Annotated in this window: 22 protein-coding genes; 9 read left to right on the top strand and 13 right to left on the bottom strand. The window is 61.9% G+C overall.

Annotated features, from left to right (window positions below; all coding sequences use genetic code 11):
- Positions 1–21: 21 nt before the first annotated feature.
- The 4 genes from H7X45_RS03445 to H7X45_RS03460 all read right to left on the bottom strand — a co-directional run bounded on the left by H7X45_RS03445 (position 22) and on the right by H7X45_RS03460 (position 7,507).
- The gene (locus tag H7X45_RS03445) at positions 22–1,434 is read right to left on the bottom strand and encodes an efflux transporter outer membrane subunit (protein WP_187336160.1); all 1,413 of its coding nucleotides are present in this window, start codon (positions 1,432–1,434) and stop codon (positions 22–24) included.
- Positions 1,431–4,574, bottom strand: a complete 3,144-nt coding sequence (locus H7X45_RS03450) for an efflux RND transporter permease subunit (RefSeq protein ID WP_187336161.1) — start codon at positions 4,572–4,574, stop codon at positions 1,431–1,433. Before H7X45_RS03450 ends, H7X45_RS03445 begins: the two co-directional genes overlap by 4 nt.
- The gene (locus H7X45_RS03455; protein WP_246449634.1) at positions 4,574–5,749 is read right to left on the bottom strand and encodes an efflux RND transporter periplasmic adaptor subunit; all 1,176 of its coding nucleotides are present in this window, start codon (positions 5,747–5,749) and stop codon (positions 4,574–4,576) included. Before H7X45_RS03455 ends, H7X45_RS03450 begins: the two co-directional genes overlap by 1 nt.
- Before the next feature lie 402 nt (positions 5,750–6,151).
- Positions 6,152–7,507, bottom strand: coding sequence for an MFS transporter (locus tag H7X45_RS03460; RefSeq protein ID WP_187336162.1), 1,356 nt, complete (start codon positions 7,505–7,507; stop codon positions 6,152–6,154).
- A 126-nt stretch (positions 7,508–7,633) separates the two neighbouring features.
- Here H7X45_RS03460 and cyoA point away from each other — a divergent pair, with 126 nt between their 5' ends.
- Genes cyoA through H7X45_RS03495 form a run of 7 tightly spaced genes read left to right on the top strand, consistent with a single transcriptional unit; the run spans position 7,634 to position 14,309 of the window.
- A complete protein-coding gene (gene cyoA / locus H7X45_RS03465) occupies positions 7,634–8,740 on the top strand; it encodes a ubiquinol oxidase subunit II (protein ID WP_187336163.1) in 1,107 nt (368 codons plus the stop codon).
- Between the two features lies 1 nt (position 8,741).
- The gene (gene cyoB / locus H7X45_RS03470) at positions 8,742–10,760 is read left to right on the top strand and encodes a cytochrome o ubiquinol oxidase subunit I (protein WP_187336164.1); all 2,019 of its coding nucleotides are present in this window, start codon (positions 8,742–8,744) and stop codon (positions 10,758–10,760) included.
- Entirely contained in the window at positions 10,757–11,380 is a 624-nt protein-coding gene (gene cyoC / locus H7X45_RS03475; protein WP_187336165.1) for a cytochrome o ubiquinol oxidase subunit III, read from the top strand. The genes cyoB and cyoC overlap by 4 nt, the downstream gene beginning before the upstream one ends.
- Positions 11,377–11,772, top strand: coding sequence for a cytochrome o ubiquinol oxidase subunit IV (cyoD, locus tag H7X45_RS03480; protein WP_187336166.1), 396 nt, complete (start codon positions 11,377–11,379; stop codon positions 11,770–11,772). Before cyoC ends, cyoD begins: the two co-directional genes overlap by 4 nt.
- Positions 11,769–12,476, top strand: coding sequence for an SURF1 family protein (locus H7X45_RS03485; RefSeq protein ID WP_246449636.1), 708 nt, complete (start codon positions 11,769–11,771; stop codon positions 12,474–12,476). Before cyoD ends, H7X45_RS03485 begins: the two co-directional genes overlap by 4 nt.
- Positions 12,473–13,807 carry an ATP-binding protein gene (locus H7X45_RS03490; protein WP_246449638.1) on the top strand — a complete coding sequence of 445 codons (1,335 nt, stop codon included), beginning with the start codon at positions 12,473–12,475 and terminating at the stop codon, positions 13,805–13,807. The genes H7X45_RS03485 and H7X45_RS03490 overlap by 4 nt, the downstream gene beginning before the upstream one ends.
- Positions 13,776–14,309 (top strand): response regulator transcription factor, encoded by a 534-nt coding sequence (locus H7X45_RS03495; RefSeq protein WP_187336168.1) that lies wholly within the window; start codon positions 13,776–13,778, stop codon positions 14,307–14,309. The genes H7X45_RS03490 and H7X45_RS03495 overlap by 32 nt, the downstream gene beginning before the upstream one ends.
- A gap of 50 nt (positions 14,310–14,359) precedes the next feature.
- Here the strand turns inward: H7X45_RS03495 and H7X45_RS03500 are convergent, their stop codons facing one another.
- The 6 genes from H7X45_RS03500 to H7X45_RS03525 all read right to left on the bottom strand — a co-directional run bounded on the left by H7X45_RS03500 (position 14,360) and on the right by H7X45_RS03525 (position 20,531).
- Positions 14,360–15,796: an NAD-dependent succinate-semialdehyde dehydrogenase gene (locus H7X45_RS03500; protein WP_187336169.1), complete on the bottom strand. Its 1,437-nt coding sequence runs from the start codon at positions 15,794–15,796 to the stop codon at positions 14,360–14,362.
- Positions 15,797–16,036: 240 nt separating this feature from the next.
- Complete coding sequence (locus H7X45_RS03505) at positions 16,037–16,363, bottom strand: hypothetical protein (RefSeq protein ID WP_187336170.1); 327 nt, start codon at positions 16,361–16,363, stop codon at positions 16,037–16,039.
- A gap of 77 nt (positions 16,364–16,440) precedes the next feature.
- Complete coding sequence (locus H7X45_RS03510; RefSeq protein WP_187336171.1) at positions 16,441–17,250, bottom strand: DUF1206 domain-containing protein; 810 nt, start codon at positions 17,248–17,250, stop codon at positions 16,441–16,443.
- A 104-nt stretch (positions 17,251–17,354) separates the two neighbouring features.
- Positions 17,355–18,752: a dihydrolipoyl dehydrogenase gene (gene lpdA / locus H7X45_RS03515; RefSeq protein WP_187336172.1), complete on the bottom strand. Its 1,398-nt coding sequence runs from the start codon at positions 18,750–18,752 to the stop codon at positions 17,355–17,357.
- Positions 18,749–19,111, bottom strand: a complete 363-nt coding sequence (locus H7X45_RS03520) for an acyl-CoA thioesterase (protein WP_187336960.1) — start codon at positions 19,109–19,111, stop codon at positions 18,749–18,751. Before H7X45_RS03520 ends, lpdA begins: the two co-directional genes overlap by 4 nt.
- Before the next feature lie 43 nt (positions 19,112–19,154).
- Positions 19,155–20,531 carry a pyruvate dehydrogenase complex dihydrolipoamide acetyltransferase gene (locus tag H7X45_RS03525; protein WP_187336173.1) on the bottom strand — a complete coding sequence of 459 codons (1,377 nt, stop codon included), beginning with the start codon at positions 20,529–20,531 and terminating at the stop codon, positions 19,155–19,157.
- A 144-nt stretch (positions 20,532–20,675) separates the two neighbouring features.
- Here H7X45_RS03525 and H7X45_RS03530 point away from each other — a divergent pair, with 144 nt between their 5' ends.
- Positions 20,676–21,131 carry a universal stress protein gene (locus H7X45_RS03530; protein ID WP_187336174.1) on the top strand — a complete coding sequence of 152 codons (456 nt, stop codon included), beginning with the start codon at positions 20,676–20,678 and terminating at the stop codon, positions 21,129–21,131.
- 19 nt (positions 21,132–21,150) lie between these two features.
- Here the strand turns inward: H7X45_RS03530 and H7X45_RS03535 are convergent, their stop codons facing one another.
- From H7X45_RS03535 to phaR, 3 genes are read right to left on the bottom strand one after another with little or no spacing between them, the layout of a single operon-like run.
- On the bottom strand, positions 21,151–21,672 hold the full coding sequence (locus H7X45_RS03535; protein WP_187336175.1) for a peroxiredoxin-like family protein: 522 nt from the start codon (positions 21,670–21,672) through the stop codon (positions 21,151–21,153).
- A gap of 57 nt (positions 21,673–21,729) precedes the next feature.
- Positions 21,730–24,120 (bottom strand): ribonuclease R family protein, encoded by a 2,391-nt coding sequence (locus H7X45_RS03540; RefSeq protein ID WP_187336176.1) that lies wholly within the window; start codon positions 24,118–24,120, stop codon positions 21,730–21,732.
- 10 nt (positions 24,121–24,130) lie between these two features.
- Entirely contained in the window at positions 24,131–24,682 is a 552-nt protein-coding gene (gene phaR, locus H7X45_RS03545) for a polyhydroxyalkanoate synthesis repressor PhaR (protein WP_187336177.1), read from the bottom strand.
- Between the two features lie 182 nt (positions 24,683–24,864).
- Here phaR and alr point away from each other — a divergent pair, with 182 nt between their 5' ends.
- A complete protein-coding gene (gene alr / locus H7X45_RS03550) occupies positions 24,865–25,953 on the top strand; it encodes an alanine racemase (protein WP_187336178.1) in 1,089 nt (362 codons plus the stop codon).
- The last annotated feature ends 43 nt before the right edge of the window (positions 25,954–25,996 follow it).

A 25,996-nucleotide genomic window follows, 5' to 3' on the forward strand; every position in this document is an offset into this window, starting at 1 on the left:
TACGTCTGCGCGGCGCGTTTATCATTCCATAGGCACTTCTACAGCGATGGGTAATCCCTCGTCTCGCGGCCTATCCGTCGGGGCGCCGACGGCGCTGTACATGCGCACGATTGCGCTCGCCAGTTGGGCCTGTGCATCGACATAGTCCTGGCGGCTGGAAATCAGCTGACGTTGCACATCCAATACTTCGAACAGGCTGGTCAGCCCCTCCCGGTACAGCGCGTTCGACTGATTGTACGCCACCTCGCTCTGATCGATGGCGTCGGCCAGCGCATCAAGCCGATCCTTGTAGCTCTGAATGGCCACCAGCGACGTTTCCACTTCGGCGAGGATCTGCAGCAGCGTCTGACGGTAATCGTACAGGCTGGCCTCGGCCAGCGCCTCGGCGGACCGCACCTCGGCGCGGCGGCGGCCACCATCGAAGATTGGGATGTCCAGGGCGGCGGTGAGCGTGCCCAGAACGGACGAAAGGATATCGAGCGGACCCAGCGCATCGAGCCCGATCTGCCCCGGAATGACGAGGCTTGGATAAAGATCCGCACGTTCGATGCCAATGGCCGCAGCGGCGGCGGCAAGATCCGCTTCGGCGACAAGCAGATCAGGGCGGCGGCGCGCCAGATCGGCGGGCATTCCGCGCGGCGGACCGCCTGCAAATTGCGGGATTCCGCCGTCATCGTCCGGTAGGAGTAGAGGATCGGACGCCGGTTCCCCGACCAGCACCGAGAGGCTGTTGAGCGCATCGGCACGGGACAGCTCGATCAGCCCGCGCTGTGCCTGCGTCCGTGCAAGATCGGCAGCGGCCCGGCGCACGTCAAGATTGGCGGACAGGCCCGCCTCGTAGCGCAGCGTCACGATATTGAGCGTGCGCTCCTGCAGATCGCTCGACTGGGCGAGCAGGTCCAGCCGCTCCTCACTGCGCTTCAATTCGATATAAGCGAGCGCCACCGACGCGGCGACCAGACGGCGCGCATCGGCGATCTGATAGGCCGCGCCGCGGGTAAGAGAGAGCTGCCGTTCGATCTCGGCAGACAGACGCCCGTTGATGTCCGGATTGAAGGAACCGAGCAGGCCCGCGGCGGCGCGCAGATCGCTGCCGCCATCGCCCAGCCCCGCATCGATACCGGCTTCACCGAAGCCGTCCACCTGCAGGCGCCGATCCGATCGTTCGGCATCGAGCAGCGCGAGGGCGGATCGCAGCCTTTCGCGGCTGCCAGCGATGCCTAAATTTTGCGCGAGTGCTCGCTCGACCAATCGGTTCAACTCGGGATCGTTAAATCCCTTCCACCATAACTCCCCCTCCCCGGCCGGAGGACGATAGGCGGCGGCAAAATCGTCCGGTAGCGACATTGCCGGCGCGGACAGCACGGGCCGATCCGGAGCGGCGCAGGCACTAAGACCCGCAGCCATGGCGAACGATAGAAGGAAAGGCTTCATGCTGCAGCGCCGCCTTCCTGCATCATGCCGCGATCTTTGGCCTCTTCCAGTTCCTCGCGTAGGCGCGAGAGGTCTTGCGAACGCGGCTCGCTGAACCGTGCGACGAGCAGGTAGATGGCGGGCGTCAGGAACAGGGTGAACAGCCCGGCAAGGCCGAGGCCGCCGAAGATCACCCAGCCGATCGACTGGCGCGCCTCGGCGCCCGCGCCGCTGGCGATGATCAGCGGCACCGCGCCCAATACGGTGGAGATCAGCGTCATCATGATCGGGCGCAGGCGGATGGCTGCGGCTTCCTGGGTTGCCTGCCGCAGCGAGCGTCCTTCGAGGCGCAATTGATCCGCGAACTCCACGATCAGGATGCCATTCTTGGCCATCAGCCCGATCAGCATGACCAGTCCGATCTGCGAATAGATGTTGAGCGAAATGCCCGAAAGGAAAAGTGCGAAGATTGCCGCCGCCAGCGCGAAGGGTACGGTTAGGAGCACCACGAGCGCGCTCGTCAGGCTTTCGAATTGCGCCACCAGGACGAGGAACACGATCAGGAAGGCGAAGACATAGGTCAGCAGCAGATCGTTCGACGTCTCTTCCAGCGTCTGCGCCTCTCCCTGCAGCACCAAGTCGATGTCGCTAGCGACCGTTTCGTCCGCCAAGCGCTCGATCTCCGTCACCGCATCGGCGAGCGGTACGGACGGATCGACATTCGCCTCCACTTCGATTGCGCGGCGCTGCTCGGTCCGGTCCAGTTCGGCCGCGATGCCTTCCTCGCGGATGCGTGTGACGGCGGAGAGGGGAACGAGTCCGCCCGAGCGCGTGCGCACCGAGAGATTGGAGAGATCGGACGGATTGGTGATCGAAACGCTCTCGGCGCTGAGCATGATCGGGATCGCCTGATCGTCGACATTCAGATCGACCACCTCGTTTCCGCCCACCATCGCGCGCAACGTCAACGCCAGTTCGTTGAGATCGACGCCAAGATCGGCGGCGCGCTCGCGGTCGATCTGGATCGCGAGTTGCGGCTGGGTCGGCTGATAGCTGATATCGCTCTGCGACAGTATGTCGGAACGGGTGTCGATCGCCTCGGAAAGCTTCAACGCGGATTCGTAGATTTGATCGTAATCGCTGCCTGTCAGCGCCACCTCGATCCGGTCCCCGCCACCGCCGCCGACGTTGAGCGATCCCTGCCCACGCGCGCTGGCCCGCGAGCCCGGAATACGCTTCAGCGGTTCGCGCAGCGAGTCTACGATCTCGCTCTGGCTGCGTTCGCGCTTATCCCAGTCGGCCAGCGTTGCATCGACGCGGATACGGTTGGGATCGTAGCGCCCGACGATCGAGAAGCTGGAGACGATCTCGCCGGAATCGATCAGCGGTTGCAGCACGCGCTCAACCGCGTCCATTTCGCCCTGCATGAAGTCGATTCCCACGCCGTCCGGCCCGCTGGCATCGACGATCACGCTGCCACGGTCTTCGTCGGGCACCAGTTCGTTATCCAGCGTGGAGTAGAGAAGCCCCGCCGCCCCCGCAGCCAGCACGGCGATGCCGACGGCTGCCTTGGGATGATCGAGGCAGCGTTCGAGGACGCGCTCATAATAGCCGTTCAGCTTTTCTCCGAAGCTTCCAATGGCGCGAGCGACCCGGCCTTCTTCGGTGATCTCTCCATCCTCGTCGCGGGGCACGAGATACAGCCGTGCGGCGAGCGCAGGCACCAGCGATAGCGCGACGAACGAGCTGATGATGACCGACAGCGCGAGGACGAAGCCGAATTCGCGGAACAACCGCCCCGCCTCGGACGGCAGGAAACTGATCGGGACGAACACCGAAACCAGCACCGCCGTTGTCGCGACCACGGCGAAGAACACCTGCCGGGTCCCGATCACCGCCGCCGCTTTCCGACCGAGCCCCTTGCCCTGAAGGCGCTGTGCGTTTTCCAGCACCACAATCGCGTCGTCAACGATCAGACCGGTTGCGAGGACCAGCGCCAGCAGTGTCAGCAGGTTGATCGAGAAACCGAGCAACCAGATTCCCGCCAGCACGCCGATCAGCGCGACCGGTATCGTGGCGCTCGGGATAATGGTGGCGCGCCATTGTCGGAAGAACAGGAGGATCGTCAGGATCACGATGGCAACAGTGAAGCCGAGGGTGATGAGTACCTCCTTCACCGAGACGCGCACGAATTCCGCGTCGTCGGAGATGACCGAGATGCTGAGGTCGTCGAAGCGTTTGTTCAACCGGTCGACGGACGCGCGGATGGCATCGGATATCTCGATCGTGTTGCTGCTTGCCTGCCGCACGACGCCCAGCCCGATGATCTGCTCCCCGTTCAGACGCACGAAATTGGTGGCATCGGCAGGCGCGAAATAGACCTCTGCGACATCGCCGATGCGGACATTGCGGTTGATCGCCACGTCCTTGATCAGTGCAGGCGTCGCCGCATTGGCCTCGGCCCGGACCACCAGTTCCTGCGCGTCTGATCGAAAGCTGCCGACGGGAACGTCGAACGGGGCGTTCTGCAAGGCTTCGGACACATCGCCGACGGTTAGGCCGAAGCGTCCCAGCCGCACGGGGGCCACCGCCACGCGCATCTGCCGCTGGCGCGAGCCGAACTGGTCAATACTGGCCACACCCTCGGCGGTCAGCAATTCGGGGATTACGTCGTTATCGATGATCTCGGTAAGTTCGGCTTCCCCAAGAACGCGGCTGGACACGGCGAGCCGCATGATCGGCCACGCGTCGTTATCCGCCTTGACGATCCTGAGCTGTTCTACGCGCTCCGGCAGATCGCGCTGCACCCGGTTCACCGCTTCGCGCACGTCGCTGGCTGCGGTATCGAGATCGGTCCCCGGGCTGAATTCCACCCGAATGCGGCTATTGTTCTCCTCGCTCGAAGAACTGATCTCGCGCACGCCGGTGACACGCGCCGCCGCGTCTTCCAGGATCGAGGTGACCTCGCTGTCCATGGTTTCGGGCGCCGCTCCGGGGAAGGTCGCGGTGACCGATACCACCGGCCGGTCTATATCGGGCAGTTCGCGCACTTCGATCCCGAACAGGGCAGCAAGCCCCGCGATCACGATGAGCAGATTGAGGACGAAGATGAACAGCGGCCGCTTGACTGCGAGCATCGGAAGATCGGACTTTTCCTGCATCAAGGCGCCGCGCGCCCGCGTCCGGAACGGGCAGCGGCCCCTTCTTTATTCGCGCGGACCGTGAGAGCCGAATGCGTCTCCACAATTTCCACTTTGCTGCCGTCGCGGACCTTTTGCGCGCCCTTTGCGATAATGGTCGCGCCGCGCGGCAGCTGCGCATCTACCAGCGCCAATCCTTCGCGGCGCGCCACGATCGTGAGCGGCAAACGCCGCGCGGTGCCATCGACAACGCGGAACAGATGCGCACCGTCACTGCCCCAGATAATCGCTTCTTCGGGCACCGCGGGCAGTTCGCGTCCGGCCAGATCAAGATTGATCCGGAAGCTCATGCCCGGGCGCAGTGCGTCGCCCGTATTGGGCACGCGCGCGCGAACAGTGAAGGTCCGCTCCTCGGTGGAGATCGTGGTATTGCGGTCGCGCACCTCCGCCTCGAAAGTACGCCCCGGCATCGAATAGGGTGTGATGCTGATCGCCCGGCCCGGTGTCATCGCGTCATAGACGCTCTCGGGCGCTTGGAAGTCGACGAACAAAACCGATCGCCGATCGAGCTGCGCAATCAGCGTGGACGTGGTGATGCGGTCACCCACATCGACTTCGGTAAAACCGATATTGCCGGAAAAAGGCGCACGGACGGTGCGATTGGCCAAGGCGAGCCGTGCTTGTCGCAACTGGATTTGCGCGCTGACGAGCGCGGTCTCGCCCTGCTCGATCTGGCTTTCCGAAAGCGCCCCGGTATCCTCGATCCGCCGATAACGACCAAGCAGCTGCTCAGCCTCCCGCACCGCATTTTTCGCCAGTTCCACCGCAAGCGTTTCTTCGCGGGAATCAAGCCGGACAAGCGGATCCCCGGACCGCACGTAATCGCCGCCCTGGAAGAGAACCGCGGTCACGCGCCCGTCGGTTTCGGGATAGATTTCGGCTGAATCCTGCGCCCGGGCGGTCCCGATCGCTTCAACCTCACGCTGTTCCGGACGATAGATCACAGGCTGCGCGGTCACGGTGACGGCCTCCTCGGCGGGCGGTTCTCCCACGTCGTCCGAAGCACAGGCAGTCAACGCTAGCGCAATCGGAAGCGCGGCGATGCGAAGGAACAGTAATGGCGGCATGAGGACCGACGGTAGCGTATCGCTGGGCAGAGGCAACCATACTGGTATTTCAGGAGTGATGTGCGACATCCACCATGATTAAGAACAGCGCCTGGTGCCTATCACCGGATCGACGCAAACGACCGATGGGCAGCCACAGCCAATTCGGCGAACGCGATAAATAAACGGGAGAAGCCGAAATTGAGGATTAGGGCCAAGTTGAAGTAGAGTATGAATATCGATGGCGCGGTGTTGGCCAGTTGGAACATGCCAAGATCATGCCCTTGACTGCGTGTGGTTGATAACTCGCGCAGCCTCTGGCTGGCCTGAAACTCCACAGCCAGGGACCTCCGAAAATTCTTTTTGAAATCTGTCGAGTTGAGTGTGATTGAATACGCTCCCGATGCGCCATACCGGTCGCGTCGCGCTAAATTTAGCTAAAATCAGGCGACCGCTCCCCGGTCTAGCGATTTCTCCAGATTGTCCAGACACTCACGCCATGCGACGGCCGAGTTCCTTGTTGATTCCGAGGGCGATCAGCGTGGCGAGGGCGCCGGACAGCAAATAGGCACCGGCGGCGATCAGGCCGAAGCGGCTCGCGATGACGAGAGCGACCAGCGGGGCAAAACCGGCGCCGACCAGCCAGGCGAGGTCCGACGTCAGGGCAGAGGCGGTGTAGCGCCGCGCAGTCGCGAAGTTGGAGGCGACCGTGCCGGACGATTGGCCGAACGCGATGCCGAGAAGCGCAAAGCCCAGGATCATGAAGATGAACTCGCCGACATTGCCGCCATCGAGCAGCTGCGGCGCGAAACCACTGAATGCCGCGATCCCGGCTGCGGATATGCCCAGAACATAGCGCCGGCCATAACGATCCGCGGCCCAGCCGGAGACGACGATCGCGCCCAGCCCTACGAAACCCCCGACCATCTCGATCAGGAGGAACTGCGCGGGCTTCTCGGGCGTGAAAAGCGCGACCCAGGACAGCGGAAACACCGTGACCATATGGAACAGCGCGAAGCTCGCCAACGGCGCGAACGCGCCGATCACGATGCTGCGCCAGTCGCTGCGCAGCGTGTCGGCCACGCGCGAGGGCTGCAGATCCTTGCTCTCGAACAGCGCGGTATAATCCGGCGTCGAAACCATGCGCAGCCGTGCAAACAGCGCGACCACGTTGATCGCAAAGGCGACGAAGAAGGGATAGCGCCAGCCGAAGCTCAGGAAATTCTCGGTCGACAGGGAAACCAGAAGATAGGCGAACAGCCCGCTCGCCACGATCAGGCCGAGCGGCGCACCAAGCTGCGGGATCATGGCGTACCAACCGCGTTTGTTCTCGGGCGCATTGAGCGCGAGCAGCGAGGCCAGGCCGTCCCAAGCACCACCCAGCGCCGCGCCCTGCCCTATGCGAAAGATCGCGAGCAACACCGCCGCCCACAGGCCGATCGTCTCATATCCGGGCAGAAATCCGATCGCCACGGTGGACCCGCCAAGCAGGAACAAGGCAATCGTCAGCTTGGTCCCACGCCCCAACATCTCGTCGATCCGCAGGAAGATCAGCGAGCCCAAAGGCCGTGCTACGAACGCCAATGCAAAGATGATGAAGCTGTAGAGCGTGCCCGTAAGTGGATCGACAAACGGGAAGACCAGCGACGGGAAAACCAGCACCGAGGCGATCGCATAAACGAAGAAATCAAAAAATTCCGACGTCCTGCCGATAATGACGCCGATGGCAATTTCGCTCGGCGCGATATGGCTATGGCGCGTGTTGATCGCGCGGGCGTCGCGCTCGGCGCTTTGAGAAGCGTTGAGCGGGCGATCGGGCGCTGCGTTCAGGCCGGTCTCGGCTGTCATGGTCTTGTTGTCCCGCGAAGTGGAGAATCCATCGGTAGACGCGCTCTATGCATTAGCGCAAAAACTTTTGGGATTGGACAAAATGTCCAATGTGGCACCGCACCATGAATTGATAGATAAGGCGTCATGGCAAGACTTCCCACTTCTGCGCGCTTCGCTGGCGCCATGCTTCGTTTCGTTCCCGCGATCGGCCTGGCCGCGCTCTTGTCCGGATGTGACATGGTGGTGCTGAACCCGATGGGCGATGTGGCGGTGCAGCAGCGCAACCTGCTGGTTTTCGCACTAGCCCTGATGCTTCTGATCGTGATCCCGGTGATCGCGCTGGTCGGTATCTTTGCCTGGAAATACCGCGCGAATAACAAGGAGGCGCGTTACGATCCGGATTGGGACCATTCGACCAAGCTGGAGCTGGTGATCTGGTCCGCGCCGCTGTTGATCGTGATTTGCCTTGGCGCGGCCACCTGGACGGGTACGCACCTCCTCGATCCCTATCGGCCTATCGAGCGGATTACCAAGGGAGAACCGGTCCCGGCGAACGTCAAGCCGCTTGAGGTTCAGGTGGTCTCGCTCGACTGGAAATGGCTGTTCATCTATCCGGAATATGGCTTTGCCACGGTGAACGAGCTGGCCGCGCCGGTGGACCGCCCCATCAAGTTCCGCCTCACCTCCTCATCCGTCATGAACGCGTTCTACGTGCCCACGCTGGTGGGGATGATCTACACCATGCCGTCGATGGAAACGCAGCTGCATGCGGTGATCAACGAGCCGGGTAATTATGACGGCTTCTCCAGCAATTACAGCGGCGCGGGCTTTTCCGGCATGCGCTTTCGCTTTCATGGCATGGAGCCGGCCCAGTTCGACCAGTGGGTGGCGATGAATCAGGCCGACGGTGACGCGCTGACCCGCGCCAGCTATCTGCAGCTCGCCAAGCCCACGGAGAACGTGCCTGTCATGCGCTATGGCCGAGTGGCACCTGACCTGTTCAATTTGGTCGTGAACCACTGCGTCGAGCCCGGCTCGGTTTGCATGAGCGAGATGATGAAGATGGACCGGGCCGACCCGTCCAGCATCGACGACGAGCACGGCATGTCCATGCCCCAAGGGCACCAGCCGCAGCGCCCGCTCAACAGCGCCGATGCCGGTGAAGAACCACCGCAATCCCCCGCCGATGTGGACCAACGCAGCCGTTCGGCCCCCGGCGCCCTCGATATTCCCTCCCAGCGGAACAACTAATATGGCTCAGCCTGAAACCCTCTCCCCCCTGAACGTCAGCCCCATCTTCGGCCGTTTCACGCTGGAATCACTGCCGCTGCACGAACCGATCGTGGTCGTCACCTTCCTAGTAGTCGCACTGGCGGGCGGCGTGCTGCTCGCGGCCCTCACCTATTACAAGGTCTGGGGCTATCTGTGGAAGGAATGGTTCACCACGGTGGACCATAAGAAAATCGGTATCATGTACATGGTGCTGGGCATCATCATGCTGCTGCGCGGATTTGCCGACGCGATCATGATGCGGCTTCAGCAGGCGATGGCTTTCGGCGGGTCCGAGGGCTATCTCAACGCGCATCACTATGACCAGATCTTCACCGCGCACGGCGTGATTATGATCTTCTTCGTGGCGATGCCGATCGTCACGGGCCTCATGAACTATGTCGTGCCGCTGCAGATCGGCGCGCGCGACGTGTCCTTCCCCTTCCTCAACAATTTCAGCTTCTGGATGACCGCCGCGGGCGCCGTGGTCATCATGATGAGCCTGTTCGTGGGCGAATTCGCGCAGACCGGTTGGCTCGCCATGCCGCCTTTGTCCGGCATTGCCTTCAGCCCGGGCGTGGGCGTCGACTATTATATATGGGCCTTGCAGATAGCGGGCGTCGGCACGCTTCTATCCGGCGTGAACCTGATCGCGACCATCGTGAAGATGCGCGCGCCGGGCATGCGCTTCATGAAGATGCCGATCTTCTGCTGGACGGCGCTGTGCACCAACGTCCTGATCGTGGCCGCCTTCCCGGTGCTGACTGCCGTGCTCGCGCTGCTCAGCCTCGATCGCTATATCGGCACCGCCTTCTTCACGAACACGCTCGGCGGCAACCCGATGATGTATGTGAACCTCATCTGGATCTGGGGCCATCCGGAGGTCTACATCCTGATCCTGCCGATGTTCGGCGTGTTCAGCGAGGTGGTATCGACCTTCTCCGGAAAGCGCCTCTTCGGCTACACGTCGATGGTTTATGCCACGCTGGTGATCACCATTCTGGCCTATCTCGTCTGGTTGCACCACTTCTTCACCATGGGTTCGGGCGCCAGCGTGAACAGCTTCTTCGGGATCACCACCATGATCATCTCGATCCCGACGGGGGCCAAGATCTTCAACTGGCTGTTCACGATGTATCGCGGCCGCGTGCGGTTCGAGCTGCCGATGATGTGGGCAATCGCCTTCATGATCACCTTCACGCTGGGCGGAATGACCGGTGTGCTGCTCGCCGTTCCCCCGGCCGACTTCGTGCTGCACAACTCGCTGTTCCTGGTGGCGCATTTCCACAATGTGATCATCGGCGGCGTATTGTTCGGGGCGTTTGCCGCCATCAATTACTGGTGGCCCAAAGCCTTCGGTTTCAAGCTGGATGTGACTTGGGGGAAGCGCAGCTTCTGGCTGTGGGTAACCGGCTTCTACTTCGCCTTCATGCCGCTCTACGTGCTTGGCCTGATGGGAGTGACGCGCCGCCTGCGCACCTTCGAGGACCCAAGCCTGCAAATCTGGTTCCTGATCGCTGGCTTCGGCGCCTTCCTGATCGCGCTGGGTATCGCGGCCATGCTGATGCAGTTCTTCGTCAGCATTCGCAATCGCAAGCAGCTGGCCGATGTCACCGGCGATCCGTGGAACGGGCGCACGCTGGAATGGGCCACCTCCTCGCCGCCGCCGGACTATAATTTCGCATTCACGCCGGTGGTGCATGACAGCGATGCATGGTGGGACATGAAGGCGCGGGGTTACAAGCGCCCTGAAAGCGGGTTCGCGGCAATCCATATGCCTGCCAACACCGCCGCCGGCATGGTGCTGGCCGCCCTCAGCGTGGCCTTCGGCGTTGGCATGATCTGGTATGTCTGGTGGCTCGCCGGCCTAAGCTTCCTGGGCATCCTGGCGGTCTCGATCGGCCATACGTTCAACTACAAGCGGGATTTCTACATCCCTAAGGAAGAGGTCGTGGCGCAAGAAACGCTCCGAACCCGGCAGCTGGCGGGAGCGGCGGCATGAGCAGCGTGACCGGCGATTACGATCGCGACACCTTCCACCTGCCGGAAGAGCCGCATCACCCGGAAGGTTCGAGCACGATGCTCGGCTTCTGGCTGTACCTGATGAGCGATTGCCTGATCTTCGCCATGCTGTTCGCTACCTATGGCGTGCTGGGCACCAGCTATGCAGGCGGGCCGGGACCGAAGGAACTGTTCGAGCTGCCGCTGATCGCGCTGAACACGGCGATGCTGCTGTTCTCCTCGATCACCTATGGCTTTGCCATGCTCGAGATGGTGGAGGGGCGGCGTGGCCGGATGCAGGCCTGGCTTGCGATCACCGGCCTGTTCGGCCTCGCCTTCTTGGGCATTGAGATGTACGAATTTACGCATCTCATCATGGAAGGCGCGACGCCGCAGCGCAGCGCTTTTCTGTCCAGCTTCTTCATCCTGGTCGGCACCCACGGCTTGCACGTCACCTTCGGCGTCATATGGCTGGTGACGCTGATGGTGCAGGTGCAGAAAAAAGGACTGATCGCGGCCAATCAGCGCCGCCTGATGTGCCTCAGCCTGTTCTGGCACTTCCTCGACGTCATCTGGATCGGCGTCTTTACCTTTGTTTATCTGATGGGGATGCTGCGATGAGCACGCACGACACCACCAAGAGCGCGCAAGGCCATGACGCGCATGATCACGCCCACGGGCTTGAGCATGAGGAAGGCCACGGCTCGCGCAAGGGCTATATGATCGGCTTCGGTCTGTCGGTGGTCCTCACCGCGATACCGTTCTGGCTGGTGATGACGCGGCCGCTGACGACGCAGGCGACCGCGCTGATCATCCTTATTTTTGCGGCCGTCCAGATGGTGGTCCACATGGTCTACTTCCTGCATATGAACCGGCGGGCCGAGGGCGGCTGGTCCATCATGGCGCTGATCTTCACGGTAGTCATCGTGATCATCGCGTTCAGCGGATCGCTTTGGGTCATGTATCATATGAACGCCAACATGATGCCGATGCAGGCGATGAGCGACATGTGATCCGGCGTTTCGGCCCGGCGCTCGCGCTGCTGGCAGGCCTGCTCGTGATCGGTGGTCTGCTGGCGCTCGGCACTTGGCAGGTGAAGCGTCTGGCGTGGAAGGAAGCGCTGATCGCGCAGGTCGATACGCGCATTCACGCACCGCCCGTGCCGGCACCGGACAGCGCGACAAAGGATGATGCCTATCTGCGCGTCACCGCACGCGGCCGCTACTTGCCGGACGCCACCACGCTCACTCTGGCCGCGACCGAGAAGGGATCGGGCTATTGGGTGCTCTCGCCGCTGCAAATCGACGATGGCCGGATCATCCTGATCAATCGCGGTTTCGTGTCAAAGCGTGAGAAGCCCTCCGTGCCCGCCGGCGAGCAGAGCGTCACCGGTCTTCTCCGGATAAGCGAACCCGGCGGCGGGTTTCTGCGGGACAATGATCCGGCGGCAGATCGCTGGTACTCGCGCGATGTGGCCGCCATCGCCGCGGAACGCGGGCTGAGCGGCGTTGCCTCCTATTTCATCGATGCCGAAGCAGAGCCGAAATCAGGGACCGGCGGATCGGACCAACCGATCGGCGGGCTCACCGTCGTCTCCTTCCCCAACAATCATCTCGTTTATGCCATCACATGGTATATCCTTGCCATCATGGCCGCAGCAGCCCTCATTTTTCTGATCCGCTCGCGCCGCATTTCCCAGCGTGGCGAGCGCCCGTGAACAAGCTGCCACTGCCCGTGGCCGAGCCAGGGGAAACGGACAGCGCGGGCCGCGAGAACCTGATGCAGCTCATCCAGCTGCGCTGGCTCGCCGTGGCCGGACAGCTGGCCACCATTCTTCTTACCCATTTCGTATTTCATATTACGCTGCCGCTGGCACCTATGCTGACCGTGCTGGTGGGCCTGGTGATCCTGAACCTCGTCAGCTTGCCGTTGGTGCGCCGCGGCGCATCGATCCGTAACGGTGCCCTGTTCGGCGCACTCTTGCTGGATGTCGCGGCCCTTTCCGCCCAGCTCTATTTCAGCGGCGGTGCGACCAATCCGTTCGTCTCGCTCTTCCTGTTGCAAGTCGTTCTGGGGTCGGTGCTGCTCGATCGCTGGTCGAGCTGGGCGCTCGTGCTCGCGACCAGCGTGGCCTTTGCCATCCTGACGCTATTCTACCGGCCGATCACTCTGCCGGTCTCTTTCCACACCGATCTCTTCTCGCTCCACATTCAGGGCATGTGGGTATGTTTTGCGCTGGTGGCGGTGCTGCTCGTCATGTTCGTCACGCGCATCAACAGCAATCTGCGCGCGCAGGATGCTCATCTCGCGGCAATCCGGCGGCAGGCGATCGAGGAAGATCACATCGTGCGCATCGGCATGCTCGCCAGCGGCGCGGCGCATGAGCTGGGCACCCCCCTCGCCTCGATCAGCGTTCTTCTGGGCGACTGGCGGAATATCGATGCCGTCCGCTCGGATCCCGAGCTGCTGCGCGATGTGGTCGATATGCAGGTAGAGGTGCAGCGCTGCAAAGCCATCGTCACCAACATCCTGCTCTCGTCGGGCGATGCGCGCGGAGAACAGTCCGCTGCGACCACCGTGCGTATCCTGTTTGACCGCATGGTCACCGACTGGGCTGAGGCGCGCGGATTTTCCGATCTGCATTATGAAGATGCATTCGGACCGGACGTGCCGATCGCGTCGGACCTCGTGCTGCAACAGGCGGTGTTCAACCTGTTGGACAATGCCGCAGAGGTTTCACCGGATCATATCCTCGTTAGGCTGTCGCGCGAGGCGGAAGGACTGTGTCTGACGGTCCGCGATCGGGGGCCGGGCTTCCTGCCTGCTCAGCTGGCCGCGCTGGGCAAACCTTATAACAGTTCAAAAGCGGAACCAGGCCGCGGGATGGGGCTTTTCCTGGTGGGCAATGTAGCGCGAAAGCTCGGCGGATCGCTCGACGCGCGCAACGTGCGGCGCGGAACGGGCGCGCAGGTACGCCTTCGCCTTCCGCTTGATGCCATTCGATTGGGGAATGAGGATGCCGGACAAGCCGCTGCTGCTGATCGTTGAGGATGACGCCGTCTTCGCGCGCACCCTTGCCCGCTCCTTCGAACGGCGCGGATATGAGGCGGTGCTTGCGGCCAGCCCTGCGGAGGTCGATGCCGTTCTCGCCGATCGCACGCCGCGTTACGCAGTCGTCGACTTGAAACTGGCGCAGGCCTCGGGTCTCAACTGCGTGGAAACGCTGCACGCGCATGATCCCGAAATGATCATCATCGTGCTGACCGGCTATGCGAGCATCGCCACCGCGGTGCAGGCGATCAAGCTGGGTGCCACATCCTACCTCGCCAAGCCTGCCAATACGGACGAGATCGAGGCTGCGTTCGGCCAGCAGGCCGGTAATGCGGACGCCCCCATCGAAGGGCGGCCCACGTCGATCAAGACAATGGAGTGGGAGCGGATCAACGAGGTGCTCGCCGAAACCGATTTCAACATCAGTGAGACAGCGCGGCGGCTCGGCATGCATCGGCGTACGCTGGCCCGCAAACTCGACAAGCGCCGCGTCAACTGATGATAGCGGCAGGCGGGGCCCCTGTCGCAGAAACCCCGCCCAATAACTGCTCACTTCATGTGGAAGGTTTTCGTGATCAGGTGCGCGGCCACTCCTTCCGGGCCGTCTTCCGAACCGAAACCACTGTCCTTCATCCCGCCGAACGGACTGTCAGGCCAACTGAGTGCGAGCTGGTTCACCGCAATCATGCCTGCCTCGATCTCATCGCCCAGCCGGTTCTGACGCCGACCATTTTCGGTGAAGCAATATGCCGCCAGCGCGTAGGGGAGCCGATTGGCCTCCGCGATTGCTTCCTCGTCCGTACCGAAGGGCCGGATGAGTGCGAGCGGGCCGAACGGCTCTTCGTTCATGACCCGCGCCGACATCGGCACGTCGGTCATCACCGTCGGTTCGAAGAAGAAGCCGCCGTCGGAGCCGCCGCGTGATCCGCCGGTGACGATCTTTGCGCCCTCGCTGCGAGCATTCTCGACCATCTCTTCGATCGCTTCGGGCCGCCGGGGATTGGCCATCGGCCCCATCTGGGTGCTCTCATCCATACCAGCGCCGACCTTCAGCGCCTTAGTGCGCTCGGCAAAGCCTGCCGCGAACTTTTCGTAAATGCCCTCCTGCACATGAAAGCGCGTGGGCGACACGCACACTTGACCGGCGTTGCGAAACTTGTGCGGCACCAGCATGTCGAGCGTTTTGTCGAGATCGCAATCATCGAACACAAGCACCGGCCCATGTCCGCCAAGCTCCATCGTTGAGCGCATCACCGTGTCCGCTGCGAGCTTCATAAGATGCTTGCCGACGGGCACCGATCCGGTGAAGCTGAGTTTGCGTGTCACCGGCGATGCCAGCAGATGGCGGGAGATTTCATCGGGCACGCCGAACATCATCTGCGCCACCTTGCCGGGCAGCCCGGCATCGCGGAAACAGTGCATCACCTCGATCGCGCTGGCCGCGGTTTCCTCGCTCGGCTTCAGGATGATGGAGCAGCCCGCTGCGATGGCCGGGGCAAGCTTGCGCACCGGATTGAGGATCGGGAAGTTCCACGCGCAGAACGCCGCCACCGGGCCGATCGGTTGATGGAGCACGAGTGAACGGGTGCCAGTGGGGCGCGGGAGCACCCGGCCATAAATACGCTCCGCTTCACCGGCATGAAATTCCAGGAGATTAGCCGTCGCGCCCAGTTCGCCCTTCGCCTCGGTCAGCGGCTTGCCCTGTTCGGTAGTGGCAATTTTTGCGATATGATCGGCACGCTCGCGCAGCAAAGCCGCGGTTTTGCGCAGCACGGCAGCGCGCTTGGCACCGGGCGTATCGCGCCATTGCGCAAAGCCTTCCTGCGCGGCGTCCAGCGCACGGTCGAGATCGGCCTTGGTCGCAACCGGAAGATCACCAATCCGCTCGCCCGTCGCGGGGTTGAGCGGATGCACGGTCTCTCGCCCTTCGGAACCCAGCCATTCGCCGCCGATATAGAGGGCAAGCTTCGTGCTGTAATCGGTCATGAAAGGTCCTTCGTCAGTTTGATTTTTGATACGGCCGGGCGACCGCGACGGTGCGGAGATAGGAAGCGAGCATAAGTTCGCCAGCCATACGCATGAATTTCTGGGGATTTACAGAGGGTAAATGGGCCGTCCGCCGCCAATGTCACTCAGCAGCGCGATGGAGGCTGTATTCGCTCACCGGAACGAACCGATGCCGGACGACGAAACCTGTCTTTACCCGAGGACCGCAGCCGGGAAACGCTAACGAAGCACGGGCCGCGTGTTGCTTTCGCTGTAGTTGGCGTAATTGTTCTTCATCATTGCGAGGATGTTCGCAATTTCCTCATCGGCATAGCTGGCGGCATCAGCCTGACTGGACCCGAATTCGCGTTCCGACTTAACGACCGCAGCGCGGTAGGCATCCCTCTGGCTGGCGCAAACGTCATTGGCCGCGGCAACGAACTCTTTTTCGCTTCTTTTCTCATCGAGACTGCTGACCGTCAGCTTCATCAGACAATCATTATAGGCCTGATTGGTGGTAATCACCGGATCCTGCGCACTGAGCAGCATGGCAATTGCGAAAAACATGAAACCTCTCCCGTTCCTGCTTTATTGCGCGATCATAGCATTGAAATCGCGCGCGCCAAAGCAGGAACGGAGCAGGATCAGGAATGCTTCTTGGCCTCTCGTTTCAGCCGCTCCAGCACATCCTCGTTACGGATCGTGCGATAGCGCGCCATGGCCAGGCTGAAGAGGCCGAAGAGCAGGAAGCCGATCGCGACCAGCGTGAACAGCCAGCCATTGTCCTGCAGGGAACTGATCGCGCCGCCGACGCCGCGAACCTGGCTGCCCTGCTCGGCAAGTGCAGCCTTTACGGTGAACCAGCCGATGATGAGGAACACGACCGCACGGGCCGCATAACCGGCATGGCCGAGATATTTTACGAAATGAGGCGTGTCCGCATCAAGCTTGCCCATGAATTTGCCGGTATAGGCCTTTTTCGCCTGCTCGAACCCGGCGCCGATAAAACACAGGCCGATGAACGCGAGAACGATCCAGCCGCCGGGGAACCCAAGCACCATGCTCGCGGCTTCCTCCTGCCCACCGCCGCCCGATCCGGAGCCGCCGCTGCCCGCCCCGAACGCAGTCTTGATGGCAACATAGGCAAGGAACAGATGCCCCAACCCGCTGGCGACATGCCCCAGGCGCTTTGCGATGCCCTTGGGCGTCGTTCCGCCGCCCTCGATATCGATAGCCGCGCCGTAGATGCGGAAGACGCCGTAACCGAGCAGACCGAGCCCCACCAAGGCCAAGACGACATGACCAGCCGGCATCTCCTCGATCTGGCTTAGAATGTCGGTAGCGCCCGATCCGCGCCCGGTTGTCAGCGCGATATAGCCGATGAGAAAATAAACAATCGCGCGCGCAAGATACCCTGCGCGCGCGAAATTCTGTACCTGAGTGACGCGGCTCATACTGATAGTTCCCTGTTCGTTACGCAAGGTGAACGGACCGGGCCGCTTTCAGTTCATTTCGGGTCCGGCATTCAGGCTAGCCACGGTATGCCTGCGATAATCGGTCAGTAATGGATCGCGCGGTCGTACGCGTCGAGCACGCTTTCGTGCATCATCTCGCTGAGCGTCGGATGCGCAAACACGGTATGCATCAGCTCTTCCTCGGTGGTTTCCAGCTGGCGCGCGACGACATAACCCTGGATCAGCTCGGTCACTTCCGCGCCGATCATATGCGCACCCAGCAGCTCGCCGGTCTTGGCGTCGAACACCGTTTTCACAAAGCCTTCGGGATCGCCCAGCGCAATCGCCTTGCCGTTGCCAATGAAGGGGAAGTTGCCGACCTTCACCTCATGTCCGGCCTCTTTGGCCTTGGCTTCGGTCAGGCCCACGCTGGCCACCTGCGGGCGCGAATAGGTGCAGCCCGGGATGTTCGATTTGTCGAAGGCGTGCACATCCTTGCCCGCCAGCTTCTCGACCGCGACGACGCCTTCATGGCTCGCCTTGTGCGCCAGCCATGGGGCGCCGGTCACATCTCCGATGGCGAGGATGTCGTCGATATTGGTGCGGCCATAGCCGTCCGTCTTGATGTGCCCCTTCTCGGTTTCGACGCCGAGTTGTTCGAGGCCGATATTCTCGGTGTTCGGCACGATGCCGATGGCGACGATGACGTGGCTGAACTCTTCGGTCGTGCTCTTGCCCTTGGCGTCCTTGATCGTCGCCTTCACGCCGGATTTGGAGCTTTCGATCTTTTCCACCCCCGCGCCGGTGCGGATATCCATGCCCTGCTTCTTCAACGCCTTGGTCATGAAGGCGGAGACGTCGGCGTCTTCCACCGGCAGGATACGGTCGAGCATTTCGACGATCGTCACGTCCGCGCCCATATCGCTGTAGAAGCTGGCGAATTCGACGCCGATCGCGCCCGAGCCGATCACGAGCAGCTTTTTCGGCATTTCCTTGGGCACCATCGCATGACGATAGGTCCAGACGCGCTCGCCATCCGCCTTCGCGAACGGCAGGTCGCGCGCGCGGGCACCGGTGGCAATCATGATCGTCTTCGCGCTCACATCGGTAGACTTGCCGTCCTCGCCCTTCACCGCGATCTTGCCTTTGGCGGTGATGGTGCCGACCCCGTTCACGACGTCGATCTTGTTCTTCTTCATCAGATGGGTGACGCCGCCGTTCAACTGGCCAGCCACTTTGCGACTGCGATCCACGATCTTTTCCAGATCGAATCCCGGCTTTTCCGCCTTCAACCCATATTGTTCGGCATGGGTCATATAATGGTGGATTTCGGACGTGCGCAGCAGTGCCTTCGTCGGGATGCAGCCCCAGTTGAGGCAGATGCCGCCCAGCTTCTCGCGCTCGATAATGGCAACCTTCATGCCCAGCTGCGCGGCGCGGATCGCGGCGACATAGCCGCCCGGGCCCGAACCGATGATGGCGAGATCGTAAGTGGTGCTCATGCTGTGACGTCCTCCTGGGAGATGGGCTCTTGCGCGATAGGGCGCGGCCGTCCCTCGTCGTCGACGGCGACGAAGGTAAATTGCGCTTCGGTGACCTTGACGTGGCGGTCCGCATGGCGGTGGCGCCGCCAAGCTTCCACGTCGATCTTCATGCTGCTGGTCCCGACATGGGTGAGATCGGCATAGACCGAAACCTCATCGCCCACCTTGACCGGCGCGTAAAACTGCATGCCGTCCATCGCAATGGTGACGGCGCGCCCACGGGCATGCCGCGCGGCGACGAGCCCGGCGGCACTGTCCATCAGGCTCATCAACCAGCCGCCGAAAATGTCCCCATAGGCGTTGGCGTCCGCCGGCATCGCCGTGACACGGATCGCGGGATCGCGCGGTCTCTCATCCAATTCAGGCCACCATCGCCAGCGGGTTTTCCACGATCTGCTTGAACGCCTGCATCAGCTCGGCACCGTCCGCACCGTCGATGGCGCGGTGATCGAAGCTGCCGGTGGCGCTCATCACCGTGGCGACGGACAGCGCATCGTCGACGATATAGGGGCGCTTCTCGCCCGCGCCGACGGCAAGGATCATACCCTGCGGCGGGTTGATGACGGCATCGAACTGCTTGATGCCGAACATGCCCATGTTGGAGATGGACGCGGTGCCGCCCTGATATTCTTCCGGCTTCAGCTTGCCTTCCTTGGCGCGGCCGGCAAGCTCCTTCACCTCTTGGCTGATCGCGCCGAGCGCCTTCGTTTCCGCGCCCGTTACGATCGGCGTGATGAGGCCTGTGGGAGTGCTGACCGCGACGCTGATGTCTGCGCGGCTATATTTGATCAGCTGGTTGCCGGCATAGCTGACATTGCATTTGGGCACCTGGATAAGCGCCTTTGCGAGCGCCTTGATCAGCATGTCGTTGACAGAGAGCTTGATGCCCTGCGGTTCGAGCGCCTTGTTGAGATCGGAACGCAGCTTCAGGAGCTTGTCGAGCTGGACGTCGACGGTGAGGTAGATGTGCGGGATCGTCTGCTTCGCCTCGGTCAGGCGGCGCGCGATCGTCTTGCGCATGTTGGACAGGTTTTCCGCCTCGTGCGGAATATCCGTCTGGAAGTCGCCTTCCGCGGCGGCAGCAACCTTCGCTTCTTCGGCCTTCGCTGCGGGCGCCTCGGCGGATTTCGCCGTCGGCTTGGCATCGGCCACATCGGCCTTCACGATACGACCCTTGGGTCCGCTGCCTTCGATCGCGGTCAGATCGAGGCCCTTTTGCGCGGCGATCCGGCGCGCGAGTGGGCTCGCCTTGATCCGCTCTCCGCTGTCATCGGTCGGCGCAGCAGGAGCCTTGGTGCCGTCGTCGGCTACAGCCTGATCGGTGGGCTTGCCGTGATCCTCGGCCTGGGTCTTGGAGCGCTCCGCCTTTTTATCCTCATCCCCGGTCTTGTTGGGGTCGGACGGTTCCTTGCCGGGCTCCTGCGCGGTCTTGGCTTCTTCGCTCTTCGCCGCGCCGCCGCCTGAAGCCGCCTTGGCCGCCTCTTCCAGATCTTCGCCTTCTTCGGCCAGGATCGCGATGACCGCGCCGACCTTCACTTCGTCGGTCCCTTCCTCGATCAGAATCTTGGCAATGGTGCCTTCGTCCACTGCCTCGAACTCCATCGTCGCCTTATCGGTCTCGATCTCCGCCATGATGTCGCCGGAGCTGACAGTGTCGCCTTCTTTCACCAGCCATTTGGCGAGCGTGCCTTCTTCCATCGTCGGCGAGAGAGCGGGCATTTTAAGTTCGATGGGCATGGAAGATTCGTTCCTATCGCTGGCGTGTGGAGGGTCTATGCCAAAGGGTGACGCTGCGTCCAAGAGGGTTTAGCCGCCCGAGCTTGCATGGATCGGGATTTTGGCGCAGCTTTCCGGACAACAAATGGGAGGGGCACCATCGCCATGCGCACCTATCTGGTGGTGATCGATGAAACGGATGAAGCGCTGCTCGCGCTGCGCTTCGCCACGCGGCGCGCCGCAAAGACCGGGGGCGCGGTGCATATCCTTGCGCTGGTCGAACCGCAGGACTTCGTTGCTTGGGCTGGCGTGCAGCAAACCATCGAGGAAGAGAGCAAGGCCCGGGCCGAAGCGCTTGTGGTCAGCGCGGCAGGCACCATCCTTGAGGAATCGGGCCTGCGCCCCTCGATCACGGTGAAGGAAGGCCGCGGGCCCGATGTGGTGCGGGAGCTTTTAAGCGAACGCGGCGACATTGCCGCCCTGGTGCTCGGCGCTTCGGCGCATGGCGGGCCGGGGCCGCTCGTAAGCCACTTCACCGGCGCCGCGATGGGCAGCCTGCCCTGCCCCGTCATGGTGATCCCAGGCGGACTGAGCCATGAGGATATCGACAGGCTGAGCTGAGCGGCCGCCCCCGTCTTCGTCAGGCTTTCGTGCCGCGCGGCGGATAGTTCTCTTCAATCACGAAATCGATTCCCTTCAGGATCGCATCGAAGCTGGGGCGCGCGAATGGCACGCTTTGATGCTGCATCATATAGATGCTGCCGTCAGGCCGGATCAGCGCGATGCCGGGCTCGGAAAATACCGCCGGCTCTTCCGAACCTTCGCGCGCGGAGCTGATATACAGCCCCCATTCGCGCGCTTTCTCTTCGCTCATATCATAAGCGAGCGGCAGGTTGCCGGTGTCCCAATCGGCATCCACCTTCATCGCGCGCTCTTCATCGTCCATCGAGATGGCGAAAGGCGAAATGCCGCGTTCGGTGAACTCGTCTAACCGGCTGCCGAGCTCTTCCAGCTGCTTCTTGCATATCGGGCAATGCGATCCGCGATAGAAGACGAGCATCGTGAAGCGATCCGGGGTCTGGGCGGAAAGTTCGAATTTCGCCTGGATGGTCAGCGGCAGGTCGAGGCTGGGGGCGGCGGTGCCGGGAACGGGATGGGTCATGCAATCTCCTTTGCATCGATCAACCCAACGAACCCGCCTCCGTTCCGGCCAAAGCGATCAGCGCTTCTTTTTGCCCTTCCCTTTCGGCTTGGCGCCGCCCTTTCCAACGGACGTTTTCTTCCGCCCGCTTTGCGGCCGCTTGCTCATGCGCGGCACGCTGGAGGGACGTCCGCGCCGGTCCCGACGCACCGGCTTGCCAGGCGCCCGCCCAGGGATTTCCACGTCCGGCACCTCGAACCGAAGCCCGCCCGACACTGGGTTCGCCTCGGCAAGGCGCAGCTTCAATTTCATGCCGCTCTTGTAGACGGTGTCACTGTCCTGCCCGGTCAGCGTGCGCGCGGCCTCGTCATAGGCGAAATGCTCCGCGCCCAGAGTGGAAACCGGAACAAGCCCGTCCCCGCCAAGCCCCTCGACCATCGCGAAAAAGCCGAAATCGAGCACGCCGGTGATCCGCGCGTCGACGAGTTCGCCGACATGGGACGCCAGATAGGCCGCGACGTAGCGGTCCATGGTATCGCGCTCCGCCTCCATCGCGCGCCGCTCGGTGCGGCTGATGACCTCGGCGATATGGCCGAGATCGGAGGCGTCCTTTTCGGTAAGGCCTGTGCCGCGCTGGATCGAACGGTTGTTCGGCGCCGGCATTTCCAGATCATAGGCATCCACCAATGCGCGGTGGACAAGCAGATCCGCATAGCGCCGGATGGGCGAGGTGAAGTGCGCGTAGGAGCCGAGTGCCAAGCCAAAGTGGCCGGTCTTCTCCGCACCATAATAAGCCTGCGTCTGCGTGCGCAGGATCTGCTCCATCACCTGCGGCAGAACTTCGTCATTATCGACGCGCTCGATCAGCCGATTGAATACACCCGGCGTCACCACCTGACCCAGGGCGAACTCCATGTCGAACGTTTTCAGATAATCCTTCAGCGCCACCAGCTTTTCGCGCGATGGCGGAAGATGCGCGCGGTACATCACCGGGGATTTTTTCGCCTCCAGCGCCTTGGCCGCCGCGACATTGGCCGCGATCATATAATCCTCGACAAGGCGGTGGGCATCGAGACGCTCACGCACCGTCACCTCGGCAATGCGCCCCCGATCGTCCAGATGCACCTGCCGTTCGGGCAGATCGAGATCGAGCGGCGCGCGCTTTTCCCGCGCCTTGAACAGTAGTTTCCAGCAGGCCCAGAGCGATTCCAGAGCCTTCGCCAGATCGCCGTCCGCTTTCAGCTTGTCGAAGGAACGCTTGTCCTCCTCGGATATCTGCGAGCCGGACGGCCGATCCTTGCCGTCGACGATCGCCTGCGCATCCTCATAAGCGATGTTCGCTGCAAGCCGAACCGTGGCGCGTGTGAAGCGGTGGCCGGTAACCTCGCCCTTGCTGTTGATGACGAGGTGGCACGCCATGGCGGCGCGGTCCTCGCCCGCCTTCAGCGAACATTTGTCCGAGCTCAGCTCGTGCGGCAGCATCGGGACCACACGGTCCGGGAAATAGACGCTGTTGCCCCGCCGCCGCGCCTCGCGGTCCAGTTCGCCGCCGGGCCGCACATAGAAGGACACATCGGCGATCGCGACGACTGCCTTGAAGCCCCCTTCGTTCGCCGGATCGCCGTCCGGCGCCGCCCATAGCGCATCGTCATGATCGCGCGCGTCGCGCGGATCGATGGCGAGGATGGGCAGGTGACGAAGATCTTCGCGCCCTTCTGCCGCCACCGGCAGTTCGGCAACGCGCTGCGCCTCTTCGATCGCGGCGTCCGGAAACACATTGGGAATGCCGTATTTGGCGATCGCGATCAGGCTGAAGCTTTTGGGCGCGAACGGATCGCCCAGCACCTCGATCACCCGCGCGGTGATGCGGTTGCCGCGCCCACCTTTCTCCGCGACCACCAGCTGGCCGGGCTCGGCATTGCCGAGATCGGAGATCGGCGTATCGCGGCGCGCCTTCTTGTCCGTGCTGCGCAGCATGAAGCGCTCGCCGTCCTTCTCGACCACGCCCAATAGCTGTTCACTACCGCGCGCCAATTTCTTCATGACATGCGCGATATGGCCGTTTCCGCGCGCCTCGGTACGCGCCAAAACGCGGTCGCCCACGCCCAGCGCGCCGTTACGGCCACGCTCGATAATGCGCAGTTTCGGTGCGGGAACACCGTCCGCCTCCCAGCTTTCGGGCACGCCGATCGGCTGATTGCCGTCGACATCGGTAACACGCAGCACGGTCACCTTGGGTAGCCCGCCCATTTTGTGGAAGGCGCGGCCGGGTGCCATCGCCACCAGCCCTTCGTCGGTCATATCCTTCAGCAGCGTCTTCAACGCGATCTTGTCCTGACCGCTGAGACCGAACGCCTTGACGATCTCCCGCTTGCCCGCAGGTGTGTCGCTGCTCTCGATAAATTCGAGGATCTGCTCGCGGCTGGGAAGGCCCGCGCGCTTCGATGTCTTTTTTCTGGAGTTGGCCAAGGCGGTGCGATCAATCCTCGGGCGAAAGCCGGTCGAGCTTGGCTTGAAGTTCAGCCACCTGCCGCTTCAGCTCATCCATCTCGCCGCGGCTGCTCTCCCCCGTCGGCGCCGCAGCGCCCGGTGCAGGCACAAACACATCGCGCGCGGCCTTCATCATCTGCAGGTTCTTGCGGGCGATCTCACCGAACGGCCCCTTAGCCACCGCACTCTCCAGCGCATCGTCGAGCTGGCGCTGGTTCTCGCGGAACTGGCGCATGGAATTTTCCAGATAATCCGGGATCATCCCCTGCATGGAGCCGCCATAGAAGGAGATGATCTCCTTCAGAAAATTGGTCGGCAAAAGCCCCTGCCCGCTGCTCTCCTCCTCCATGATAATCTGGGTGAGCACGGTATGCGTGATATCGTCCCCAGACTTTGCGTCGATCACCACAAACTCCACGTCCCGCCGGATCAGATCGGCAAGATGATCAAGCGTGATATATTTGGAGCTGGACGTGTCATATAGCCGCCGATTGGCGTACTTTTTGATGGTGATTGGGCCATCGGAATTTTTGAGAGCCATCGCGAACGCTCCTTAAACTGAAACCCAAACCTAACACCAGATCGTCATGCACTGCAACAAACGTTGGCGCATCTGGGCTACGAGAGATATTCCCAGTTTGTGGCGGTCGCATAGACCGCACGTCGGGACGGCTCCAGATCGACCACCCCAAGTAGCGAAAGTATACAAGGCATCATAGAAATATGGATCGTGAGCAATCAACCAAGCAAAAGCCTAATACTAGCGTTAACGAATTCTCTCCACCTCTCCGACTGAATATCGATCTCGGTGCTATCGAACATAATTGGCAGATGCTTTCCGGCCTGTGCGGCACGTCACAAACTGGAGCGGCAGTTAAAGCCGATGCGTACGGGCTAGGTTCGAACCAGGTATCGAGCCGATTATATCGTGCAGGCTGCCGAGATTTCTTCGTTGCACACTGGGCGGAAGCGCTGGAGCTCAGGGGCACCGTTCCCGCGGAGCAAATTTCCGTCTTGAACGGTGTTCAGCAGCAAGACGTGCTTTTTGCACAGCAGCTTGGTGCGAAGCCGGTCCTAAACAGCCTTCAACAGGCAAAACTTTGGAAAGAGAGCGGCGGCGGCGTGTGCGATTTGATGATCGACACCGGAATGAACCGGCTGGGTATTGAGGCCCATGATATCGAAACCATTCGTTCTTTCGGCCTTCAGATCGATGTAGTCATGAGCCATTTGGCCTCTGCTGACGAGCGCTCTCAACAGAATGACGTCCAACTTTCCAATTTTCTCGAGTTTTCGAGTTCTTTTCCCACCTCTCGAAAAAGCTTGGCCAATAGTGCTGCCATCGCGCTTGGAAGCAGATTTCAATTTGATCTGACCCGTCCTGGCATTGCCCTGTACGGAGGAACTCCCCGCGCTGAGCTTGTCTCTGCCATTCGCAACGTGGTGTTCCCCCAAGCCAGGGTTTGCCAGATCAGAACATTGGCTGCAGGGGACCGCGTTGGTTACAATGCGACATTCACCGCTTCACAGCCCATGAGTGCAGCGATCGTCGAGATCGGCTACGCTGACGGATACCCCCGATCATTGTCGAATTCCGGCAAGTTTCAGATGGCTGGTGAGCCCCTGACGGTCATCGGACGCGTGTCCATGGACCTCACGATCGTCCAGCTTCCCGAAAATCACACTCTTCGAGAAGGCGATTATCTCGATGTTTGCTTCGAGCTTGAAACGATCAGCGAACTATCGGGTCGCTCCCCATACGAGATTCTCACATCGCTCGGGAGGCGTTTTCAAAGAGTCTACAAAACGTAAAAAAAGGGCGGCTAGAAGCCGCCCTTTTCCTTTTTAAACCATT

This window comes from Novosphingopyxis iocasae (genome assembly GCF_014334095.1).
GTDB lineage: Bacteria > Pseudomonadota > Alphaproteobacteria > Sphingomonadales > Sphingomonadaceae > Novosphingopyxis > Novosphingopyxis iocasae.

What these genes read in the sequence shown, in the direction of transcription:
- H7X45_RS03445 (WP_187336160.1), bottom strand. Translation starts at nt 1,434, where the DNA reads ATGAAGCCTTTCCTTCTATCGTTCGCCATGGCTGCGGGTCTTAGTGCC.
- H7X45_RS03450 (WP_187336161.1), bottom strand. Translation starts at nt 4,574, where the DNA reads ATGCAGGAAAAGTCCGATCTTCCGATGCTCGCAGTCAAGCGGCCGCTG.
- H7X45_RS03455 (WP_246449634.1), bottom strand. Translation starts at nt 5,749, where the DNA reads ATGTCGCACATCACTCCTGAAATACCAGTATGGTTGCCTCTGCCCAGC.
- H7X45_RS03460 (WP_187336162.1), bottom strand. Translation starts at nt 7,507, where the DNA reads ATGACAGCCGAGACCGGCCTGAACGCAGCGCCCGATCGCCCGCTCAAC.
- cyoA (WP_187336163.1), top strand. Translation starts at nt 7,634, where the DNA reads ATGGCAAGACTTCCCACTTCTGCGCGCTTCGCTGGCGCCATGCTTCGT.
- cyoB (WP_187336164.1), top strand. Translation starts at nt 8,742, where the DNA reads ATGGCTCAGCCTGAAACCCTCTCCCCCCTGAACGTCAGCCCCATCTTC.
- cyoC (WP_187336165.1), top strand. Translation starts at nt 10,757, where the DNA reads ATGAGCAGCGTGACCGGCGATTACGATCGCGACACCTTCCACCTGCCG.
- cyoD (WP_187336166.1), top strand. Translation starts at nt 11,377, where the DNA reads ATGAGCACGCACGACACCACCAAGAGCGCGCAAGGCCATGACGCGCAT.
- H7X45_RS03495 (WP_187336168.1), top strand. Translation starts at nt 13,776, where the DNA reads ATGCCGGACAAGCCGCTGCTGCTGATCGTTGAGGATGACGCCGTCTTC.
- H7X45_RS03500 (WP_187336169.1), bottom strand. Translation starts at nt 15,796, where the DNA reads ATGACCGATTACAGCACGAAGCTTGCCCTCTATATCGGCGGCGAATGG.
- H7X45_RS03505 (WP_187336170.1), bottom strand. Translation starts at nt 16,363, where the DNA reads ATGTTTTTCGCAATTGCCATGCTGCTCAGTGCGCAGGATCCGGTGATT.
- H7X45_RS03510 (WP_187336171.1), bottom strand. Translation starts at nt 17,250, where the DNA reads ATGAGCCGCGTCACTCAGGTACAGAATTTCGCGCGCGCAGGGTATCTT.
- lpdA (WP_187336172.1), bottom strand. Translation starts at nt 18,752, where the DNA reads ATGAGCACCACTTACGATCTCGCCATCATCGGTTCGGGCCCGGGCGGC.
- H7X45_RS03520 (WP_187336960.1), bottom strand. Translation starts at nt 19,111, where the DNA reads ATGCCGGCGGACGCCAACGCCTATGGGGACATTTTCGGCGGCTGGTTG.
- H7X45_RS03525 (WP_187336173.1), bottom strand. Translation starts at nt 20,531, where the DNA reads ATGCCCATCGAACTTAAAATGCCCGCTCTCTCGCCGACGATGGAAGAA.
- H7X45_RS03530 (WP_187336174.1), top strand. Translation starts at nt 20,676, where the DNA reads ATGCGCACCTATCTGGTGGTGATCGATGAAACGGATGAAGCGCTGCTC.
- H7X45_RS03535 (WP_187336175.1), bottom strand. Translation starts at nt 21,672, where the DNA reads ATGACCCATCCCGTTCCCGGCACCGCCGCCCCCAGCCTCGACCTGCCG.
- phaR (WP_187336177.1), bottom strand. Translation starts at nt 24,682, where the DNA reads ATGGCTCTCAAAAATTCCGATGGCCCAATCACCATCAAAAAGTACGCC.
- alr (WP_187336178.1), top strand. Translation starts at nt 24,865, where the DNA reads ATGGATCGTGAGCAATCAACCAAGCAAAAGCCTAATACTAGCGTTAAC.